Origin of the sequence: Comamonas sp. AG1104 (genome assembly GCF_003350425.1) — a bacterium.
Lineage (GTDB): Bacteria > Pseudomonadota > Gammaproteobacteria > Burkholderiales > Burkholderiaceae_C > Comamonas > Comamonas testosteroni.
In genome coordinates this window covers 33828-55523 of the sequence record NZ_QQAS01000001.1, presented here as the reverse complement: position 1 = coordinate 55523, position 21696 = coordinate 33828, and the positions used below count along the sequence as shown (strand labels likewise).

The following is a 21696-nucleotide window of genomic DNA, read 5'->3' as shown; positions in this document are numbered from 1 at the left end:
CGTGACTCCATCAACCATGGGCATACTGGGACATCCTTTTCCCCGCCTGCTGATTTGCCGCATTTGCCATCTTCTCGCTCAGTCCGGCTCTCCCTGCGGGTGCACTGGACGTGGCCCTTGCATCGCCGATGACCAATTTGACAGTCCGCACCGACTCGTGACCCTTTCCATCGCTGACCTTGATCTGCAGAACAAGCGTTGTGCTGAGGTCCTTGGGTGCGTTGATGGTTAGCTGACCGCTTTGACGATCCAGGCGTACCCATCCGGGCAGCTCCTGCTTACCGGAGAAGCTGAACTGGAGCGACTCAATATCCCACGGGCTCTCCGACGCCAGGAGGACGGGCTTCAGATCCAGAGTGCTGACCCCAGCCGTGACCGAGAACTGCTCAGGTGCCGGATCAAATCCAGAGCGATTGGGTTCTGCCGACGTGAAAAGCGACACCCCCATCCAGTCATTGATGCCTGCAATTGACTGCGGAACGCCGTATCCGGACCAATGTTCAGAACCCTGCGCCCCGCCGCGTTGAGACGAGGTATTGAGCGCCGCCGAGGTGGACTGCAGAAAATCTGCATTCGGCTCTGAAACCTCTGAAGCTTGAAATGGTGCGAGACCAAGTCCCGTTGGCAAATCATTCATGGCCAGGAGACCTGGAGGCTGCACCGCCGGAGGAACCAGGGGCTCAACAACTGCGTTGAGTGACGTCACCGGGGAGGCATTGCCCGCCGCGTCCTTTTGCTGAACCCAGAGGCTGAATGCCCCGAAACCCGGTAGCTGGACGGAGTTGCCGCGGCCTTCAATCCAGGAAACGCCATTGTCCAGGGAATACTGCCAACTGCCTCCTGCTTCCAGAGCAGAAATGAAGACCACGCCCGTTGGCGAGACTTGCCGCCCATTCACCAGCGTGGCTTGATCCAGAGTGATTTCTGGCGCAACCGGATCAAGGGTATCGATGGCATAAGAGTTGGATATTGCGGTTCCGATGCCGCTGTTGCCCGCCCCATCCACATAACCGGTGTTGTTCAGCGTGATCACATTGGTGGTGTCGGTGATGCCGGTCGTCGGTGTCAGGGTCGCGGTCCAGGTCTTGCCGCCATCGCTGCTGCTGAGGTTGGACAAGGTGCCGTTGGCCACGCTGATGTCCGCCAAGTCGAGGCCGCTGACCGCCTCGTTGAAGGTGATGGTCACCTGGGAGGACTGGCCGATGCCCAGGTTCGGGTTGGCCACAACCACCGTGGCGGTGGGCCGCTCGGCGTCGAGGGCGTAGTTGTTCGACACCGCCACCGTACTGCCGGCGTTGCCCGCCAGGTCGGTGACGTTGCTGGTGTCGAGGGCGATGAAGTTGGTCGGGTCGGTGACATTCGCGGTCGGCGTGAAGGTCGCCGTCCAGGTCTTGCCGCCATCGCTGCTGCTCAGATTGCTCAGGTCACCGTTGGTCACGCTCAGGTCGGACAGGTCGAAATTGCTCACCGCCTCGCTGAAGGTGAACGTCACCGTGGTGGTCTGGCCGATGCCCAGGTTCGGGTTGGCCACCACGATGTTCACCGTCGGCCGGGTCGCGTCGAGGATGTAGTTGTTGGAGATGGCAATGCTCGCCCCGGCGTTGCCGGCCAGATCCTGGACACCGGCGGTGTCGAGCACGATCAGGTTGGTCGCGTCGTTGACGCCGGCGGTCGGCGTCAGCGTGGCAGTCCAGGTCACGCCGCCGTCGCTGCTGCTCAGGTTGGACAGCACGCCGTTGGCGACGCTGATGTCCGACAGATCGAACCCGCTGACCGCCTCGCTGAAGGTGATGGTCACCGTGGTGGTCTCGCCGATGCCCAGGCGGTTGTCGGCGACCGTGATGGTGGCGGTCGGCAGTGCCGTGTCGATGGCGAAGTTGTTGGAGTCGGTGGTGCCGACGCCGCTGTTGCCCGAGGCGTTGGCCACCCCGGCATTGTTCAGGGTGATCAGGTTGGTGGCGTCACTGACGTTGCTGGTCGGGGTGAAGGTCGCCGTCCAGGTGATGCCGCCATCGCTGCTGCTCACATTGCTCAATGTGCCGTTGGCGATGGTCAGGTCGCTGTTGTCGAAACCGCTCACCGCTTCGCTGAAGGTGATGGTCACCAGCGAGGTTTCGCCGACCTTGAGCGCGGTATCCGCGACCACGATGGTGGCGGTCGGCACCAGTGTTTGCACCGCATAGTTGGCCGAGTTGGTGGTGCCGGTGCCGGTGTTGCCGGCCAGGTCAGTGATGCCGGTGTTGTTCAGGACAATCAGGTTGGTGGCGTCACTGACACCGATGTTCGGGGTGAACGTGGCTGTCCAGGTGATCCCGCCATCGCTGGAGCTGACGTTGCTCAGCGTGCCGTTGGCGACGCTCAGGTCGCTGTTGTCGAACCCGGTGACCGCTTCGCTGAAGGTGATGGTCACCGTGGCGGTTTCACCGGGGCGCAGATCGGTGTCGCTGATGACGATGGTCGCGGTCGGGCGCTGGCTGTCGATCACATAGTTGTTGGAATCGGTGGTGCCGCTGCCGGCATTGCCCGCCACATCGGCCACCCCGGTGTTATCCAGGGTGATGACGTTGCTGGTGTCGGTGATGCCTGCCATTGGCGTGAACGTTGCGGTCCAGGTGATGTTGTCCGAGGTGGTCAGGCCGCTGAGCGTGCCGTTTTCCGCGGTCAGGTCGGCCAGGCTGAACCCGGTCACCGCTTCGCTGAAGGTGATGGTCACGGTGGTGGTCTGGCCGACGCCGAGCGCCGTGTCGGCCACCACGATGGTGGCGGTCGGGCGCTGGGTGTCGATGGCGTAGTTGTTCGAGTCGGTGGTGCCGCTGCCGGCGTTGCCGGAGGCGTTCTGCACACCACTGTTGTCCAGGGTGATCAGGTTGCTGGTGTCGGTGATGTTCGCGGTCGGGGTGAACGTCGCCGTCCAGGTGACGCCGCCGTCGGCGCTGCTCACCACGCTCAGGGTGCCGTTGGCGACGGTCAGGTCGGCGTTGGTGAAGCCGGTGACCGCTTCGCTGAACGTGATGGTCACCAGCGAGGTGCCGCCGACCCCCAGGCTGCTGTTGGCGACCACGATAGTGGCCGTCGGCACCTGCGTGTTGATCGTGAAGTTGCCCGAGTTGGTGGTGCCGCTGCCGGCGTTGCCGGCCAGATCGGCGATTCCGGTGTTGTTCAGGGTGATCAGGTTGGTGGCGTCGTTGACCCCGACGCTCGGCGTAAAGGTCGCCGTCCAGGTGATGCCGCCGTCGCTGCTGCTCACCGCGCTCAAGGTGCCGTTGGGAATTGTCAGGTCAGCGTTGGTGAAACCGGTCACCGCCTCGCTGAAGGTGATGGTCACCAGCGACGTTTCGCCGGCGGCGAGGTTGCTGTCGGACATCACGATGGTCGCGGTCGGACGCTGGGTGTCGATGACGTAATTGTTCGAGCTGGTGGTGCCGCTGCCGGCGTTGCCTGATGTATCGCTGACCCCGGTGTTGTCCAGGGTAATGACGTTGGTGGAGTCGGTGATGTTGCTGGTCGGCGTGAAGGTCGCCGTCCAGGTGATGCCGCCGTCGGCACTGGAAACCGCCGACAGTGTGCCGTTGGCAATCGTCAGGTCGGCGTTGGTGAACCCGGTGACCGCCTCGCTGAAGGTGATGGTCACCAGCGAGGTCTGACCCAGGGCCAGGCTGGGGATGGCAACCACGATGGTGGCGCTCGGGCGCTGGGTGTCGACGGCGTAGTTGTTCGAGTCGGTGGTGCCGATGCCGGCGTTGCCCGCCGCATCGGTGACCCCGGTATTGTCCAGGGTAATGACGTTGGTGGCGTCGCTGAGGTTGGCGCTTGGCGTGAAGGTGGCCGTCCAGGTGATGCCGCCGTCGCTGCTGCTCACCGCGCTCAGGGTGCCGTTGGCGATGGTCAGGTCGGCGTTGGTGAAGCCGGTGACCGCCTCGCTGAAGGTGATGGTCACCAGCGAGGTCTCGCCGATCTTCAGCGCATTGTCGGCCACCACGATGGTGGCGGTCGGGCGCGCCGTGTCGATGGCGTAGTTGTTCGAGTTGGTGGTGCCGCTGCCGGCGTTGCCGGCCAGGTCGGCGATGCCGGTGTTGTCCAGGGTGACCAGGTTGGTGCTGTCGGTGATGTTGGCGTTCGGCGTCAGGGTGGCCATCCAGGTGATGCCGCCGTCGCTGCTGCTCAAGCCCGACAGCGTGCCGTTGGCCACGGTCAGGTCGGCGGTGGTGAAGCCGGTCACCGCTTCGCTGAAGGTGATGGTCACCAGCGAGGTTTCGCCGGCCGCCAGGTTCGTGTCCGTCACGACGATGGTCGCGGTCGGGCGCTGGGTGTCGATGGTGAAGTTGGCCGAGTCGGTGGTGCCGCTGCCGGCGTTGCCCGACAGGTCGACGACGCCGGTGTTGTCCAGGGTGATCAGGTTGGTGGCATCGGTGATGTTGCTGGTCGGCGTGAAGGTCGCCGTCCAGGTGATCCCACCATCGGCACTAGAAACCGCCGACAACGTGCCGTTGGCGATGGTCAGGTCGGCGTTGGTGAAGCCGCTCACGGCTTCGCTGAAAGTGATGGTCACTTGCGAGGTTTCGCCGACCTTCAGGGCCGAATCGGCCAGCACGATGGTCGCGGTCGGCCGCTGGGTGTCGATGGCGTAGTTGTTCGACGAGGTGGTGCCGACGCCCGCCGCGCCGTCGGAGACCGCCGTCACCCCGGTGTTGTCCAGGACGATCAGGTTGGTGGCGTCAGTGATGCCGTTGGTCGGGGTGAACGTCGCCGTCCAGGTGATGCCGCCGTCGGCGCTGCTCACCGCGCTCAGGGTGCCGTTGGCGATGGTCAGGTCGGCGTTGGTGAAACCGGTCACCGCCCGGCTGAAGGTGATGGTCACCAGCGAGGTCTCGCCGATTTTCAGCGCGGTATCGGACATCACGATGGTTGCGGTGGGAGGTGGTGTAACGGCGTCGGCTATCTGGATATTGTTAATGGAGTGGTTAGAAGCCGATTGATCGCCCAAATAGCCTCCAGCGGAAATGTATAGGCGCACTTCCGCGACTCGGTCGAATGAACTGTCTAGGCTGACGGTCTTGACGTCCGATGTTTGCCGGACCTTGTCATAGATAACCGTGAACTCGTGCGAAGCTACTTCGACTCCGTTCAAATAGCCCTTTACGGTGTAAGTGGTATCTTCGGTCTCGCCCCAGTTGTAATAGGTGAACCCATTGATCTGAAAAGGGCTGCCGTCGCTGGACTTGATCGCCATGCCTTTGGAGCCCGCGTTCAGCTCATTGGTCAGGGCCGTGTACCCACCCTGCGGACTGGACAGGTAGCTATTGTCAAACCATTTGATTTCACTGCCGGGCTGCGTGTCCCTGGTCCCGTCCGTATCCTGAATATTGAAAATCTCCAGGGTAATTCCCGGCAAGTCGCTGGAGCCACCTTGGCCGTCCCGAGCGACGCCGCCGCCCACATTCAAGTTACTGGTAAAAGTCAGAGTGCCATTAGCCAACAGCCCTGCATAGTCGGTGGGCGAGGCTTTCCAGACAATGCTCTGCTCAATGCTCCCCGTGCTGGTTTCCAATACCCAGTCGCCACCTCGCGCAGCGCTGCCGGTTTCATTATTGGAGGCCGCAATGTCCGCACCAGTCTTCGCTGCCATGCTCAAGATAAAGTCCTGGCCAACGCTATTCGCCCCCACATTGCAGCCATAAAGATAAATATCGCCATCGATGCCCAGGGCTTCGCCAATACGAGCCAGTGTCTCGCTACGCGAATTCAGAGCACTGCTATCGATCCAATCACGGCCCAACTGGATCTTGCCTTCGTCGCCATGACTGATCACGTGGACGGCATCAATGTCGCTACGACCATGCAGGTAGTCAGCAATCTGTTGCAACCCATCCGCGCTACTGTCGAGCAAAACCACTTCAGTGCCTAGCGCCATGTTGCGGATCAACTGCTGATAGTTCTGAATCCGATTGTCCACAAACACCACTTCTTGACGCGGTACTGTGACCGCCCCGCTTTCCACAGCTTTTTCCGAGTCGGTGCTCAACGCGTGACGCAAAGCGGCGGTTGCCTCGCTTATGCCGGCATCAGTGGCGGCGCTGTCGGGCGTTGCATTTGCTGCATCCAAAACTGCTCCCAACGCCGCGCCGTCGAACATAAAGCGCTGCTCCAATGCCAGTGGGCGCACGACAGAGGCCGACGGCAGCGACTGAGGAGCATCGGTCTTCACGGCCTGTGCCGTCATGGCCTGTGTCAGACGGCTCCAGAATGGGCGAGATTTGCGGGTCATCAAAGTGTCCTTCCTGTATGAAGGTGGCATGGCGCTTGCCTGCCTTTCAGGTTCTGACCGCCGGCTTGCCCTCTTCCTGGGAGCTGTCGGTCTCTTGCTATCGGACTATAAAAATATGAGCATGCTGCGCCTTTTATATATAGACTTCAGCATAAATATGATCTGAAACCTTTTAATGACATACGCAACATGCTCTTGTATTTGAATGCCTAAGGCTTGCCGGTCGATGGCGGTGCCAGCAGCACCTGCCCGCTCATTCCTGCGATCAGCTCGGAAAACTTGCCGTGAATGGCGGCATTGACCTTCACGGACTGGCTCACCGGGTCCACCCGCGCGGCCAGGCGCTGCACCTTGGCAGGATAGGTTTTGCCGGTCTCGTCAATGCGCACCTGAAATTCCGAGCCTTGATGCAGCCAGCTGAGCCAGCGCGAGGGCACCAGAAACTCCAGCTCCAGCGCGGAGTCGTCCAGAATGTCCAGCAGTGCCTGGCCCGGCTGCGCATATTGCTGCTCGCGGATCTTCTGCTCGGCCACACGACCCGCATAGGGCGCAGTGATCTGGCATTTGCTCAACAGGCTGCGGTTGGCTGCCACTTCGGCCCTGGCCTTGTTCCACTCGGCCTGAGAGATATCCAGCTCCACCTTGCCGACGGAGTTCAACTCGGCCAGGCGCTGGTTGGCCTTCCAAGTCTTCTCGGTGGCATCCACGCCCGCCTGGGCCTTGTTCAGCTGGGCTTGCGGCAGGCTGCAGTCAAACTGCACCAGCAACTGCCCCTGGCGAAAGGAGCCACCCTCCACCACCGGCAGGCGCTGCACCTTGGCACCGATTTCGGCCGCCAAGGTGGTATAGCGGCGCGGCGCGAGCTGGGCGCGGATCTCGCGCTGATCCAGCACGCTGGGCAGGGAGGTCTGAGTCTTGGGAAGACTCTGGGCTGCCGGGCCGGTCTGGCCATGAGCAGCGAGCGACAGGCCCAAGGCCAGGCCCAGAATCAAAGGAGACACGCAAGACTTCATTGGAATTGACCTGCGCCCCAGCTTTGCAGCGATTTACCCACGGCCTGCGTGAGTTCAGGCAAAGGCATGCTGTCGGAGCCCTCGATCACAGGCTCCATGCCCAGGGTGGCTTGCAGGCGGGAGCTGGCAGCCTGCATATTGGATTGGGCCTGGTAGCGGCGCAGCACGGAAAGAATGGTGGTGGTCTGCTGGGAGACGCGCTCAAGTGCATTGAGCTTGTCGGCCTGCACCTGGTTGTTCACATGCTCGGACAGACGCTGGTCCACCGAGGCAATGGTCTGCGCTCTTTCATACTGGCGCACGGCGTTCGCAAATTGCAGACGGGCTACATGCAGCTGTGTCAATACCGCCATTTGGGTAGCCAGACGACGCTGATCGGCCAGTTGCACACCCGCATCGGCCAGCTGGCGCTGTGCAGGCAGGGACAGCAGTCCCAGCAGATTGAAGGAGATCTGCAGACCAGCATCCTGCCAGCGGTCGTTGATCAGATAGCTGTCGCTGCTTTTGTTGACACCGTAGTTGAAGGAAAGGCCGGGGAACATGCGCAGCATGACGCGCTTGGTCTCTTCATTGGCGATACGGGCGTTGTACAGGCTCTCGCGCAGATCCGGGTTCAGGAGCAGGGCCCGGTCTTCCAGCTTGTCCACCGGTTGCTCCAGCCAGCGCTGGGCATTCGATGCAGCAGGCTCGATCACGCGCAGCGGCTGGTTCAGCTCGGCAGGAGACACGCCCATCAGCGAAGCCAGTTCGATGCGCGAGGAGGACAGCTCCTGCTGAATGGCCTCCAGCAGGCGGATGTTCTCCAGCAACTGGCGCTGATAGCGCAGCGGCTCCATGGGGGAACGCAGTTTTTCTGCTTCGACCTTGCGCGAGTCTTCCAGGGCTTTGTCCGCATCCTGGCCTGCGCTCTGCAAAGAAGCCTCCAGCGCCTGGGCCGCTGCCACACGCCAGTAAGCGATGCGCACATCCTGGATCAGCGTGTGTATGGCCTTGCGGCGACGCTCAGCCGCAATTTGGGCGCGATCCGCATGCTGACGAGCGGCGTAGTAGCTTTGACCGAAGTCCAGCAGGCTCCACGAGAAGCTCAGCGATGTCAGTGTCGATTCACGATCCGACGAGATATAGGGATGGGCCAGGGAAGGCGCACCTGTGACCGAGTCCGTGCTGCGGCTGATCAGGTCCTTGTCGCGGTAGCGATAGCCGGCCGAGGCCACCAGCTTGGGCAGCATGTCGAACTTGGCAACATTGGCCGTGCCCTGCGCCACCGCCTCTTCCATGCCACGCAGGCGCTGGGCTGCGTTGTATTTGATGGCTCTCGCAATGGCCTCTTCAAGGCTCACGGGCCCGGTCAGAGGAGCCACATCCCTACCGAGGCTCTGCCGATCAGCCTGAACCTGCGACTGAATTTCTTCCGTGGAAAGTGCCTGGCCGGTCAGATTGGCGCAACCGGTGAGCCAGATGGCCGAGCCTAGCAAGGCCGCGAGCCGGACACGGCCACGAAAATTTGTCTCAGGCCGGTGGTGAGCAAGAGCGTTCATATCTGCGAGGGGATAGTGGCAAAGACGGTTTGACAGCAAGACTTAGCGAACGAAATTTATGCTCAAAACTTCAATTGGTATGCAAAAGTCTTAATTGTCAAAAAATGTGTTCGCAATATTACCGAGCGAAGATGACAACCGCAATCACTGAAATCAGGTATTTCTGCTGCCAGAAGCACCATGCTGTCGCACTCATTTTTTGCCCCCAGTTGGTGCAATGAGTCTCTGGCGGTGACTGGTCAGGCGATTCGGTGGTGATGCAGTGCGTAGCTGCCTGAGGCAGCTAGCAAGACACCCCCTCGAGTTCTCCAAGAGCCGTTGGCGCAAAGATTGCGGATTGCTACTAGAGGTTCCAGCTCTGATCCATGAATTTCAGATCAACACCGATCACAAGCGCGCTTGCCACGCATTCCCGAGGCATTGGAAGACGCACAACTGGACCGCCCATGCGACGACACATCCCACAGCACGCCCACTAGTGAAGCGAGAACACCGCCGCGGCCTCGATCTCAAGGGGCCTGGAAAGCAAATACCCTTGAGCGCAATCCACTCCAAGCCTTTGCAGCATATCCAGCTCTTCCTGCCGTTCAACGCCCTCTGCAATCACCAGGCTTCCTATTTCATGTGCGAAGCTGATGAGACCTCTGGCCAGTGCACGCCGTTTCTCATCTGTATCGATAGAGTGAGTAAGACTCATATCCAGCTTGATGATCTCGGGCTCGAGATTGAGGATATGCCGCATGCTGGAATAGCCTGCACCCGCATCGTCAACCGCCAGTTTCGCGCCCCGGCGACGGTAAGGCTCCAGTCCAATGACAAGAGCTTTGTAATCCTTGACCGCAGCATGTTCTGTAATTTCCAGGACCAGACGGGAGAGATCATCAATGCCATCAAGTAGTTGATGGAATTGGCTGCTCAGCAGCAACTGTGGTGAGCAGTTGACACTTACGCTGCTGTTGGCGGGCAGCTGCTCCAGCGCTGGCAGCACCTTGGACACAGCGCACAGCTCCAGATCAATGCCCAAACCTGCCTTGTCTGCCACATCGAACCAATAATCCGGCGCATGTCTGGGCTCGACATTAAAACGCGAAAGGCTCTCGAAGCCGCAGACAGCCTTGTCACGCAGACGGCAGATTGGCTGGAAAACCATCCTCGGATCACCGTGCGCCAAAGCGGATCGAACCTCTCCGACCAACCGTGCCTTGACCCGCTCCTCGGCAGCCTGCTCTTCGATACGGTCTGCCAGGATCTCTGCAAATGCGCGCAGCAATTGCATGTCGCGCTCCCCCAGCGTTGGATTCGGGAGGTAGCTGAAGCAGCAAAGCGTCCCATAGACATGCCCATCCGTGAGACGAACAGGAACACTCAAATGGGACCCAATTGGAATGGCATGTGTTGCAGAAATTTGCTGAGCAGCCGGCACATGACTTGTGTCCGGAATGCATTCCGGCAGCTCGCCATGAACGACCTTCAGGCAGTATCCCTCCTGCATGGGAATGCTCTGGCCTTGATAGAGCGGCCCACCCGAAACACTGTCCAAATGCTTGAGCACCCGTTCGGCAGCGCCGAAGTGCGAGACAAAGGCGATATCCATTCCCAGGTGCTTGCGAACCGCACGCAGTATGCGATCCACTCCTTCTGCACACACACCTGATCTCATCAAATGATTGAGATGGCGATTCCCGTCAACCTCAAGATCGTTCATCTGCATGCCCCCTCTTACATACAGTCGACTCACGCGGCTTTTGTCAATATTTAATCTGGAAAAGCATGCAATGTGAAGCGATGATCATCGATATCCAACAAGTGTCTCAGCAGTGGCCGTGGCAAAAATGTCAATCAACCCACCAATTTCACCGTCCACCTGGATTCCAGCCGTTGCTCCAGGTACGGATCCTCGGTGAGTTTTTCTGTATGACAGCTTCGTGGGGCGGATTCAATAGGCCGATGCAACCGCATACCTCGCCTCCGGCGCGAGGAATCAGTTCAATCGGATACGCATCGAGGCGGGATGGGGACGACAGATCGCAGGCTGCATTTATTTGTATAGAGCAGTCACAGTCCAAGACATCGCCTACCTGGACACATTGCCGTGCAGCAATCAAGGCGAATGGGGCAAAGTACAGCGTTTGAGCAGCCACAAAAGGCCCAGGCCGCTTCAAGGCTGACGCCTTGACGGGAACACAGGCCCACTCCCAAAGCAGCAACTATCCGCATCTACCCTAAAAATATCCTCTAGTAGTCGTGATTCCAACGCAATCCAGGCGATCCGTCATTCATCAGGCGAATTCACTGGACTCGCCATCCCGGCAGCTGTACCGTCTTCTTCAGGTTCAGAAACTTGATTGAAGGCCGCCTTCCCCATGAGTAAATCCAAAGAGTCCACAGTCCATCGCATCGTGGATGCAAAGCAGTGGGAACTCAATCGCGAAAAAGAGCGCATCACCTATCCTGCCAACCATGCCGGCCCGATTCAAATGGACTGGCGCAAGCGTGAGAACTACTCGGCCACTGACCTGAACTACCGGGGAAGAAGCAAAACCCCGTAACCGCAACTCTGTCTCCAGTCTCCTGACGAACCCCGCCACTGTTAACTGAGCGGGGTTCTGATTTTTCGGCAAACACCTGGCAACCAGCAGCTCGACAGCGCCCCCCTGTTTACCTTGATGGCAGAGTTCGCTGACCTTGCAGAAAAGAGAGCACAGACCACGCATATCCCGGTCGTTCGCCGACCTGCTTTACCGCCACCAGAAGCCTCGCGGCACAAAGGCACAAATCATCAAGGCTGCCGACCCCATCGGGCTTCACTTCGGGCTGGCAGCGGGTCGCGGCCAACGCGATGAGGAGAGGCATGATCCCGCATCAGCCCAGGTTCCGGGTCTGCATGCATGCTCCACGGCCCGGCACAAGAGTCGATACGGAGCGCTGCCCGAGTTGTAAGCCGCCAGAACAAGAGCGCCCGTGCCCATGAACGCTCAAGTAGCGCAAGCCGCAATTCCTTGATGTCATGAATATTTCCAGCGAGGGACCAAAACAGAAAAGCCGCTACAACTTTAATAGCTGTAGCGGCTTATGCATTCTGGTGGGTCCTGCGAGATTCGAACTCGCGACCAACGGATTAAAAGTCCGCTGCTCTACCGACTGAGCTAAAGACCCTGCCACACATCAAAAGCAGTAGTTGCCTAATCAGTGGAATGACGTTATTGTAATCTATTTTTCCAGGCTCTTTGCCTAATTCTTGAATTAGTTGGACTAGCTGGGTTTGCGAGCCAATTGATCAAGTACCCAGCCTGCAGCACACTGACCAAAGGTCGCTGTCACAGCCACGACAGAGCCATAGCCGTGGCAGTTGAGACTGCCATCACCGCCTTCGATCGAGCAAGAGGCATCAGGTGGTGCCACGGCCTCGCGGCTGAACACACAAGTCACCCCCATGCGCTTGCCATCCTTGGGAGCGCCATGCTGCTTGCGCAATCGGTAGCGCAGCTGCGATAGAAGCGGATCATGGGTTGTCGCACTGAGGTCTGCAATGTCCACCAAGTGGGCCATGCGCTTGCCACCTGCAGCACCAACAGAGATAAAGCACTGCTTGGTTTTGCGCGCATGCGCCGCCATTTCGGCCTTGGCCTTGATCTGATCACAGGCGTCAATCACGGCATCGGCATCGGCTGGCAAGAGTTGCAGCCAGTTGTCCGGATCGACAAATTCATCGATGCAATTGACTTCGCAGGCTGGATTGATCTCGGCGATACGATCACGCATGGCATCGATCTTGGCCTGCCCCACCGTGCTGGTCAGCGCGTGGATCTGGCGATTGATATTGGACTCGGCCACATGGTCCATATCGATCAGAGTCAAGCGGCTCACGCCGCTGCGCGCCAGGGCCTCGGCCGTCCATGAGCCGACTCCACCCACACCGACCACCACTACATGGGCCGCACGAATCCGGGCTGCCCCCTGCACGCCGTAGAGGCGCTCCAAACCGCCAAAGCGGCGCTGCACATCTGCTTCTTCCATAGAAAAAACAGCGCCGGATTGGGGCGCTGTTTCCGCTTGAGGCTGAAAATATTCGGCCATTATTTGAGTGTCGCCAGCTTGGACTTCGCAATCCCTGCGGCTTCCGAGTTCGGATAGGCCTGCAGCAGCTCTTCCAGGGTCTTGCGAGCTGCCTTGGTGTCCTTGAGTTCCACCAGACAGTTGGCGATGGACAGGGCCGCCTCGGGTGCACGAGCATGCATGGGCGCATTGGTCATGACCGAACGGAAATTGGCGATGGCATTCTTGTAGTCGCGCGTGGCGTACTGCGAGTTGCCCAGCCAGAAGCGCACCGACGGTGTATAGCCGCTCTTGGGCCATTGGCGCAGGAAAGCGGCGAAGGCCTGACCGGCCTCGGGGAACTTGCCCGAACGGAACATGCCCAGAGCCTGCTCGAATTCCTGCTGCTCATTGCGATCGGCAGTGAACTCCACTCCGTCCACGGTCACGCTGACGGGCTCGAACTGGCGCAGCCGCTCGTCAAAGCCCTTGGCCAGATCTTTCTGACCACGCTGCAACTCTGCGGCATCGCGTGTCAGTTGCTCGTTCTGACCTCGCAGCTTGGCCTGGTCCGACTTGAGCGACTCGATCTGCGACTGCAGGTCCAGCAGGCTACGGCGGGTTTGCTCCTGCGATTGCTGCAGGCTGTCAACGCGCTGGCGCAGTTCGATGATGGCGCGGCGCGCCTCGTCATCACCAAACAGGGCTGCATGGGCGCTGATGGCAGAGCCGGCCAGCAGGCCGGCCGCCACCAAGCGAGGCAGCGTTGCGTGACGGAGAGTCAACAAGGCCTGCTTCATCATTAACGGTAGTTGATTTCAACGCGACGGTTTTGGGCGTAAGCGTCTTCGCTATGACCTTCGGCAGCGGGCTTTTCCTTGCCGTAGCTCACAGCTTCAACCTGAGCGTCATTCACGCCCAGCAGGCCCAGAGAGCGGCGCACGGCTTCTGCGCGCTTTTGACCCAGAGCCAGGTTGTATTCACGGCCGCCGCGCTCGTCGGTATGGCCTTCCAGCTGAACCTTGGCAGCGGGGTTGGCCTTGATGAACTTGGCATGGGCTTCGATCTGGGGCTGTGCATCGGCCTTGACAGAGTAGCTGTCAAAGTCGAAATACACGATGCGGCTGACGCCCTGAGGGCCGGCCTTGGAAGCTGCGGAACCTGTCAGGTCCACGCCCGACACGCCACTTTGGCCCTGGCCGCTGGTGCCAGCACCCTGGCTGGACAGCGAGCCGTCAACGGGCTTGTCGTCCAGCTTGACGCCGGAGCTGCAACCTGCGACCAGCGCGGTCACAGCCAAAGCCAGGGAAAGACGTTTGATAGTCAACATGAGATTTCTCCGAACAGTCCACAACGGACTTCATCACTAGAAAGAAAGAGGGAAAGCAAACTTCAGATCAGTGTTTTTGGAACGGGCCCCAGTCGGGCTCACGTATGTCTCCACTTGCACCTGCCAGGCGCGCCTTGATCTTGCCGTCCAGCGTGGTGGTCATGAGCGCTTCACGGCCTCCCTGAATGGTGGCGTAAACAATCAGACGACTGTTGGGCGCAAAACTCGGGCTTTCGTCCGCCGTGGTGTCCGTGACGGAGTTCACGGTGCCTGTCGCCAGATCCATGACCTGGAGCTTGAAGCCACCGCCCACGCGGGAGACATAGGCCAGCCATTTGCCGTCGGGGCTGATGGCAGGCGAGATGTTGTAGGTGCCGCTGAAGGTCACTCGCTCGGCGCTGCCGCCCGAGGACGAAACCTTGTAGACCTGAGGCGCGCCGCCACGATCGCTGACGAAGTAAATGGTGCGGCCGTCGCTGGAGAAGCAGGGCTCGGTATCGATGCCGCTGCTTTGCATGAGACGGCGGGGCTCACCGCCCTGGGCGCTGAGCAGATAGAGCTGCGAGCCACCGTCGCGGCTCAGCGTCACGGCCAGACGGCTGCCGTCGGGCGACCAGGCCGGAGCGCTGTTGGAGCCGCGGAAGTTGGCCAGCAGACGACGATGGCCGCTGGCAACATCGTGCACGTAGACCACGGGCTTGCGTGACTCGAAGGACACATACGCCAGTTGCGTGCCGTTGGGCGCCCAGGCCGGGGAAATGATGGGCTCGGGGCTGGACAGCGCAGATTGGGCATTCTCGCCGTCGGCATCGGCAATCCACAGGCGGTAATGAGCACCGGCCTTGGTCACATAGGCAATGCGGGTGGAGAAAATGCCTTTCTCGCCCGTGAGTTTTTCATAGATGTAGTCGGCAATGCGGTGGGCCACGAGGCGCAGATCGCCCGTGGTGACTGCGAAGCCCTGACCACCCAGGTCCTGGCCCTTGACCACATCCCAAAGGCGGAAGCGCACATCCCAGCGGCCATCGGCCAGACGCGTGATGCTGCCGGTGGCCAGCGAATCGGCACCCTTTTGGCGCCACAGGGCCACATCGGGACGGGAGGTCTCGTCAAGCGCCATGCCTGAGGCATCCACGCCGCGGAACTGTCCGCTGCGCTCCAGGTCGGCCTGGATGATGGCGGAAATCTTCTGTGGGGCCGAGCCCTCTCCCTTGAACTGGGCAATTGCGATCGGCAACTGTGTCAGGCCCACGCCTGTTACCTCAACCCTGAACTGGGCCAGTGCCGGAAGGGCCGGCGTGGCGGCTAGCGTTGCCAGCATGGCTCTACGGGAAGCGCGCGGCCCTGCCGCCCAGGTTGTCAGGGATGGAAGTCGGTCAATAGTCATTGGCAGCCATCAAAATTTCCGGAATTGCCCGGTACAAACACAAGCGCGAATGTTACACACACTGACGGATTCCTGATGTAAGAACGTGCTCAGTAGGGTGATCAAACGCAAGTGCCACAAAACTTTCAGATCGGGAGCATGCCAGAGTCTGCATGAGCGCAGAGGCAATCCCCCCGTCGATTCTGCCGCAGGCTTGCGCTTTATATTCAAACAGGCATAGTTGGTTACAACTTCATCCCGAATTTCATCTATTGAGATCCGTGCGGACTCCAAAAAGCACAAGCCCTAAAATCACGCGCTTATGCAAGCCACACCGTCCCCATCGCCGAGCGAGACCGCCAAGGCCGTCCCTGCCCCAGCTCCCGCTCAAGCAGCCCCCGTCAATCCATCCGAGCTGCCGCTGATGCAGCGCCTCAAGCGCCTGACGCCTTATTTCTCGGGCCAGCGCTGGGCCTGGGGTCTGGCCATCCTGGCCACGCTGGTGGGGGCCGCAACCGAGCCCGCCATGCCGGCACTGCTCAAGCCTTTGCTCGACAGCGGTTTTACGGCCGGCTCGCTTCCACTGTGGACAGTGCCTGTGTTTCTGATCGGCCTGTTCGTCATTCGCGGCCTGGCCCAGTTCACGGGACAGTACGCGCTGGCACGCATCACCAATGACGGCATGCTGGGTCTGCGCCAGAAACTCTTCGAGCGCTTGCTGGCCGCCGACATGAGCCTGTTTTCCAGGCAATCGGCATCGGCGCTGTCCAACACCATCGTCTACGAGGTGCAGACCGGCGCCCAGCAGTTGGTGCAGGCCATGATGAGCATCTCTCGCGACGGCTTCACGCTGATTGCCCTGCTCGGCTACCTGATCTATCTGAACTGGCAGCTGACGCTGATCGTGGCCTTCATGGTGCCGGGTGTGGCCTGGGTCATGAAGACGCTGTCGCGCCGCCTCTATCGCATCACCAAGTCCAGTCAGACAGCCACTGACGAGCTGGCCTATGTGGTGGAGGAGAACGTTCTGGCCCACCGCATGGTGCGCCTGCATGGTGCCCAGACTTCGCAGCAGTCGCGCTTTGGCGAGCTGAGCCGTCAGCTGCGCGGCCTGAACACCAAGGCCACCATCGCCTCGGCCGCCATGACGCCGCTGACCCAGGTGCTGGCGGCGATTGCGCTGTCGGTGATTCTCTGCATCGCCCTGTGGCAAAGCCGCGAAGGCGGCGCCGCCATCGGCTCGGCCAGCGTGCAGGATGTGACCGTGGGCGGCTTTGCCGCCTTCATCTCGGCCATGCTGATGCTGATTGCGCCCATTCGCCGCATGGCCGATGTGGCCAACCCCATCACGCGCGGCGTGGCCGCACTGGAGCGTGGCCTGGCCCTGCTCGAAGGCTCCACCGACGAGCAAGGCGGCAGTTTCAAGCCCTCCGCCAAGGTCAGCGGCGCATTGCAGCTGAGCGATGTGAGCGTGCAGTTCGGCCCGGACAAGGCTCCGGCCCTCTCGCACCTGAGCCTGAATGTCAAGGCTGGCGAGGTGGTGGCCCTGGTCGGCCCGTCCGGTGCCGGCAAGACCACGCTGGTCAATCTGCTGCCCCGCTTTTTCTCACCCACCAGCGGCCAGATCATGCTGGAAGGCGTGCCCGTGGCCGACTGGGACCTGAATACGCTGCGCCAGCAGTTCGCCATGGTCAGCCAGGACGTGGTCATGCTCAACGACAGCGTCGCGGCCAATGTGGCGCTGGGCAAGGATATTGACGAGGCCCGCGTCTGGTCCGCACTGGAAGCCGCCAATCTGGGCGACTTTGTGCGCAATCTGCCTCAGGGCCTGCACACCCTGGTGGGCCACAATGCCAGCCAGCTCTCGGGCGGCCAGCGCCAGCGCCTGGCCATTGCCCGCGCTCTCTACAAGGATGCGCCGATCCTGATTCTGGACGAAGCCACCTCGGCGCTGGACAACGAGTCCGAGCGCCTGGTCCAGCAGGCCCTGAACCGGCTGATGCAGGGCCGCACCACGCTGGTGATCGCCCACCGCCTGTCCACCATCGAGCATGCGGACCGCGTGGTCGTCATGGAACGCGGCCAGATTGCCGAGCAGGGCTCGCATGCACAGCTGATGGAACTGGGTGGCCTCTACGCCCGCCTGCACAACCAGGTGCGCAGCTCAACCCCTGGCGAGCCTCAAATTTAAGAGCTGCTACCGCATATGAATAAAGGACTTCAGAGTCAAATGACTCTGAAGTCCTTTTTCATTGGGCGCCAGCAGCTACTAGCCCGGTACTGAACCCGTCCGCTACCAGCTCCCGCGCGGGGGCTGGGTACGGCGCTCATGCTGCAGCGCCTTGCCCAGCAGATCGACCATGTACTGCCGGTCCGCCAGCCTGGCGAAGTCCGCTGCCGTCATATTGCGCTGGTTGCGCAGCGTGATGTCCGCGCCCTCCTGCAGCAGCAGTCCGACCACGGCTTCGCTGCTGTACTGGGCGGCCAGCATCAGCGGCGTGCTACCGTTTGGCGATGCGGCATCGATATAGGCGCTTTCCTCCAGCAGCAGCTTGATGATGTCCAGCGTCTTCGGCGTATCGGCTGAGGCCGCATAGTGCAGCGGCGCCCAGCCTTCGCGATTGACGTCCGCGCCGCGCTTGATCAGCTCGCGCACGATATCGAGGTGCCCCTTGATGCAGGCCATCATCAGCGGCGTCTCGTTCTGGCGCGAGGCCAGATTGACATCGATGCGCGGCGCCATGAGCAGCACGTCAAAGACCTTGAGCGAGTCCTGATGCAGGGCCGCCACCAGCCCCGGCCGACCGCGCGAATCCAGGGTGTTGGCGTTGAAGCCACGAAAGATCAGATTCACCATGGCACGGGAGTTATCGCTGACCAGCGCCCGCGAATAGTCCTCGTAGTCATTGGCCAGGGCCAGCCCTGGCAGGCCCGCCACCCCGACGACAGCAGCACCGGCCCAGCGCAGGCTCTGGCGGCGGTTCAATGACGATGCAATCGATGGGGCAGCAAAAAGGCTCATGCACTCGCTCCAGAGTTCGCTGGCAAGGTCACGCCCTTGAACAGGCGGTCAAAGTTGGCACTGGTGGCGGCAGCCACCTCCTCGATGGAGATGCCGCGCACCTCGGCAATCTGCTTGGCCACAAAGGGCACGTAGGAAGGATTATTGGTCTTGCCGCGGTAGGGCACGGGCGCGAGATAAGGACTGTCGGTTTCTATCAACAGCCGGTCCAGTGGCACGAAGGCTGCCACATCACGCAGATGCTGGGCATTCTTGAAGGTCACGATGCCTGACAGTGAGATGTAGTAACCCATGTCCAGACCGGCACGGGCGACTTCTGCCGTTTCGGTGAAACAGTGAAAGACACCGCCGGCCTGGGTGCTGGAATCGGCCTCGCCGCACTCGCGCAAAATGCCCAGGGTGTCGTCGGAGCTGCTGCGGGTGTGGATGACCAGCGGCTTTTGCGTGATCTGCGCGGCCTTGATATGCGTGCGAAAACGCTCGCGCTGCCATTCCAGATCGGCAATCGTGCGGCCGCCCTTGCGGTCTTCCATGCCGTAGTAATCGAGCCCGGTCTCGCCGATGGCCACCACGCGCGGCAGCGCGGCACGCTCCACCAGATCCTGCACGCTGGGCTCGGTCATGTCTTCGGTGTCGGGGTGCACGCCCACGGTGGCCCAGAAATTGTCGTAGTCCAGCGCCAGCTGGTGCACTTCGGGAAACTCTTCCATCGTCGTGCTGATGCACAGCGCGCGCGTGACCTTGGCGGCAGCCATGGCTTCGCGGATCTGCGCGATGTTGGCACTCAGTTCGGGAAAATTCAGGTGACAGTGGGAATCGGTAAACATAGAAATTGGACCGCCCCCGAGCGGCTGCGCCGCTTCCCCCAGGGGACGACGCCATCGCTGCGAGACGGCTCTTGCTCGGCGTCTCTGATGTGGGAGCGCGCCAGTATTAAAAAATCAGATTGTCTGGGTCGGCTTCTCGGAGCTCAGGGCCGTGCCCAGAATCTGCTCGATCTTGGCCCTGAGTTCGGCGGACTTGGCATCCTTGGGAAACTGGATGCCCACGCCCTGGGTTCGGTTGCCGGAAGCACGCTCGGGCGTCACCCAGGCCACACGACCCGCGACCGGGTAGCGCTGCGGATCGTCGGGCAGGGTCAGCAGCACGTAGACATCATCGCCCAAACGATAGTCGCGCTGCGTGGGCACAAAAATCCCCCCTTCGGCGAACAACGGAATATAGGCGGCATACAGCGCCGCTTTCTCCTTGATCGCCAGCTGCATCACGCTGGGACGAGGGGTTGTAGTTGCGTTCATAGTGGGTAGCAGAATTCTTGTGACGGCCGGGCGGCGCAAATCGCAAGATTAACACCCGGCAAAATTTTGACCAAACCCGCGCCGCATTACCTAGCGTGCGGCTCTGGCAGCTTTGCCCGAGATCAGCACCGCCCGCGCCCTGGAGGCCAGAGCCTCCATCATCAGCCCCGCATTGAAGGGGTGATCGGCCGTGCGCGCGGCCTGCACCAGCTCGCGCGACCATTCGGCCAGCAGCGCCATGGGCAGCGGCTTGCCCGGCAGATCGGCAGGCGAGAAATACCGGGGCTCGCCGCCGCCGGCCAGAGCCATCAGGTCGTGGCAGATTTTCTGCAACGCCTGCACAGCATCCACCGGCGCAAAAGCCGCCAGCGCAGCCACATCCCCCTTGGCCAGCTGCCTAGGCAACTGCGCCCAGGCAACGGCCTTGCCCGCGTCCGCCGCCATGCGCAGCGCATCGCCGGGTCGACCGCCTGCAGCCTGCAGTGCCGCTGCAGCATCGGGCTCGTTCAGGCCTTGCGCCTGCAGCCACTGTGCGGCCTCCGCCGCGGCAGGCCAGGTCATGGTGTGTGTCAGGCAGCGGCTGCGAATGGTGGGCAGCAACTGGTGCGCGGCCTCGCTGGCCAGCACAAAGCGGGTGTCTCCGGGCGGCTCCTCCAGCGTCTTGAGCAAGGCATTGGCGGTAATCGCATTCATTTGCTCGGCCGGATAGACCAGCACGGCCTTGCCGCGTCCACGCGCGCTGGTGCGCTGGCAGAACTCCACGGCATCGCGCATGGCTTCCACGCGGATTTCCTTGCTGGGCTTGCGCTTTTTGTCGTCGATGTCGGCCTGGGCTTTTTCCGGCAGCGGCCAGCCCAGCTCCATCATCTGCACCTCAGGCATGAGCACGCACAGATCGGCATGGGCACGCACCTCGATGGCATGGCAGCTGGCGCAGCGGCCGCAAGCGCCTTGCGCAGACGGCTGCTCGCAGAGCCAGGCCCGCACCAGCGACAGTCCCAGTGCGCACTGGCCCAGACCCGAAGGCCCTTGCAGCAGCCAGGCATGACCACGCTGGGCCAGCAGGCGGCCACGCTGCGCGGTGATCCAGGGCGCTTCGAGATCGGAGGCACTCATGGCTTGCTGCCCACCATGATGGCCAGCCAGCCCTTGCGCACCACGGTCTGGGTGATCTGCTGCCACACGGCGTGGCGGCTGGCATGGGCGTCGATGCGCACAAAGCGCTGAGGTGCAGTGCGGGCGCGCTCGGCATAGCCCTGGGCCACGCGGGCAAAGAACTCGCCGGGCTGGGCTTCGAAGCGGTCGGGAACACGGGCCGTGGCCAGGCGCTCGGCTGCCACTTCGGCGGGCAGGTCAAACCACAGCGTCATATCGGGCTCGCGCATGAAATCCGGGGCCTGCCCTGCCTGCAGCGCCGTGCCGGTCTGCGCCATGCGCTCCAGAACCGACAGTTGCTCCCAGCTGAAGCCGCGGCCCGCGCCCTGGTAGGCAAAAGTGGCATCGGTAAAGCGGTCGCTGATGACCACCTCGCCGCGCGCCAGCGCCGGCTCTATGACTTGCACCAGATGGTCGCGCCGGGCCGCGAAGGCGATCAGCGCCTCGGTCAGCGGGTCCATGGCGTCATGCAGCATCAGGGCGCGCAGCTTTTCGGCCAGCGGCGTGCCACCGGGCTCGCGCGTCAGCGTGACCACCCGGCCCTGATCGCGAAAAGCCTGGGCCAGTGCCTCGATATGCGAGGACTTGCCCGCACCGTCGATGCCTTCAAAACTGATGAACAGACCCTTGGGTAAAGCTGTACTCACTGATATTTCCTCTAGTGCACCGCAGGG

15 protein-coding genes and 1 tRNA gene are annotated in these 21696 nt (G+C 61.4%); 2 read left to right on the top strand and 14 right to left on the bottom strand.

Annotated features, from left to right (window positions below):
• Positions 1-10: 10 nt before the first annotated feature.
• From DFO48_RS00240 to DFO48_RS00220, 4 genes are all read right to left on the bottom strand, one after another.
• Complete coding sequence (locus DFO48_RS00240; protein ID WP_158545648.1) at positions 11-6265, bottom strand: Ig-like domain-containing protein; 6255 nt, start codon at positions 6263-6265, stop codon at positions 11-13.
• A gap of 209 nt (positions 6266-6474) precedes the next feature.
• Positions 6475-7257: an efflux RND transporter periplasmic adaptor subunit gene (locus DFO48_RS00230; protein ID WP_003077472.1), complete on the bottom strand. Its 783-nt coding sequence runs from the start codon at positions 7255-7257 to the stop codon at positions 6475-6477.
• Positions 7258-7274: 17 nt separating this feature from the next.
• Complete coding sequence (locus DFO48_RS00225; protein WP_233506251.1) at positions 7275-8816, bottom strand: TolC family protein; 1542 nt, start codon at positions 8814-8816, stop codon at positions 7275-7277.
• A 475-nt stretch (positions 8817-9291) separates the two neighbouring features.
• On the bottom strand, positions 9292-10527 hold the full coding sequence (locus tag DFO48_RS00220; protein WP_114862190.1) for an EAL domain-containing protein: 1236 nt from the start codon (positions 10525-10527) through the stop codon (positions 9292-9294).
• A gap of 652 nt (positions 10528-11179) precedes the next feature.
• Between DFO48_RS00220 and DFO48_RS00215 the strand changes: the two genes are divergently transcribed.
• Positions 11180-11365, top strand: a complete 186-nt coding sequence (locus DFO48_RS00215) for a hypothetical protein (RefSeq protein ID WP_003070780.1) — start codon at positions 11180-11182, stop codon at positions 11363-11365.
• Positions 11366-11896: 531 nt separating this feature from the next.
• Here the strand turns inward: DFO48_RS00215 and DFO48_RS00210 are convergent.
• From DFO48_RS00210 to tolB, 5 genes are all read right to left on the bottom strand, one after another.
• Positions 11897-11972 (bottom strand) — tRNA-Lys (locus DFO48_RS00210).
• A 96-nt stretch (positions 11973-12068) separates the two neighbouring features.
• Positions 12069-12893, bottom strand: a complete 825-nt coding sequence (locus DFO48_RS00205) for a ThiF family adenylyltransferase (RefSeq protein WP_003077288.1) — start codon at positions 12891-12893, stop codon at positions 12069-12071.
• Complete coding sequence (gene ybgF, locus DFO48_RS00200) at positions 12893-13654, bottom strand: tol-pal system protein YbgF (RefSeq protein WP_003077287.1); 762 nt, start codon at positions 13652-13654, stop codon at positions 12893-12895. The genes DFO48_RS00205 and ybgF overlap by 1 nt, the downstream gene beginning before the upstream one ends.
• Positions 13654-14181, bottom strand: a complete 528-nt coding sequence (gene pal, locus DFO48_RS00195) for a peptidoglycan-associated lipoprotein Pal (protein ID WP_003061517.1) — start codon at positions 14179-14181, stop codon at positions 13654-13656. Before pal ends, ybgF begins: the two co-directional genes overlap by 1 nt.
• 67 nt (positions 14182-14248) lie before the next feature.
• Positions 14249-15568: a Tol-Pal system beta propeller repeat protein TolB gene (gene tolB / locus DFO48_RS00190; protein ID WP_034349188.1), complete on the bottom strand. Its 1320-nt coding sequence runs from the start codon at positions 15566-15568 to the stop codon at positions 14249-14251.
• A 301-nt stretch (positions 15569-15869) separates the two neighbouring features.
• Between tolB and msbA the strand changes: the two genes are divergently transcribed.
• Positions 15870-17738 carry a lipid A export permease/ATP-binding protein MsbA gene (msbA, locus tag DFO48_RS00185; RefSeq protein WP_114862189.1) on the top strand — a complete coding sequence of 623 codons (1869 nt, stop codon included), beginning with the start codon at positions 15870-15872 and terminating at the stop codon, positions 17736-17738.
• Positions 17739-17840: 102 nt separating this feature from the next.
• Here msbA and DFO48_RS00180 read toward each other — a convergent pair whose 3' ends face one another.
• The 5 genes from DFO48_RS00180 to tmk all read right to left on the bottom strand — a co-directional run bounded on the left by DFO48_RS00180 (position 17841) and on the right by tmk (position 21669).
• Complete coding sequence (locus DFO48_RS00180; protein ID WP_114862188.1) at positions 17841-18569, bottom strand: ankyrin repeat domain-containing protein; 729 nt, start codon at positions 18567-18569, stop codon at positions 17841-17843.
• Positions 18566-19396, bottom strand: coding sequence for a TatD family hydrolase (locus tag DFO48_RS00175; protein WP_003077279.1), 831 nt, complete (start codon positions 19394-19396; stop codon positions 18566-18568). Before DFO48_RS00175 ends, DFO48_RS00180 begins: the two co-directional genes overlap by 4 nt.
• Positions 19397-19510: 114 nt before the next feature.
• Positions 19511-19867 (bottom strand): PilZ domain-containing protein, encoded by a 357-nt coding sequence (locus DFO48_RS00170; protein ID WP_034349187.1) that lies wholly within the window; start codon positions 19865-19867, stop codon positions 19511-19513.
• Between the two features lie 90 nt (positions 19868-19957).
• Positions 19958-20983, bottom strand: a complete 1026-nt coding sequence (locus DFO48_RS00165; RefSeq protein ID WP_114862187.1) for a DNA polymerase III subunit delta' — start codon at positions 20981-20983, stop codon at positions 19958-19960.
• The gene (gene tmk, locus DFO48_RS00160) at positions 20980-21669 is read right to left on the bottom strand and encodes a dTMP kinase (RefSeq protein ID WP_114862186.1); all 690 of its coding nucleotides are present in this window, start codon (positions 21667-21669) and stop codon (positions 20980-20982) included. The genes DFO48_RS00165 and tmk overlap by 4 nt, the downstream gene beginning before the upstream one ends.
• Between the last annotated feature and the right edge of the window lie 27 nt (positions 21670-21696).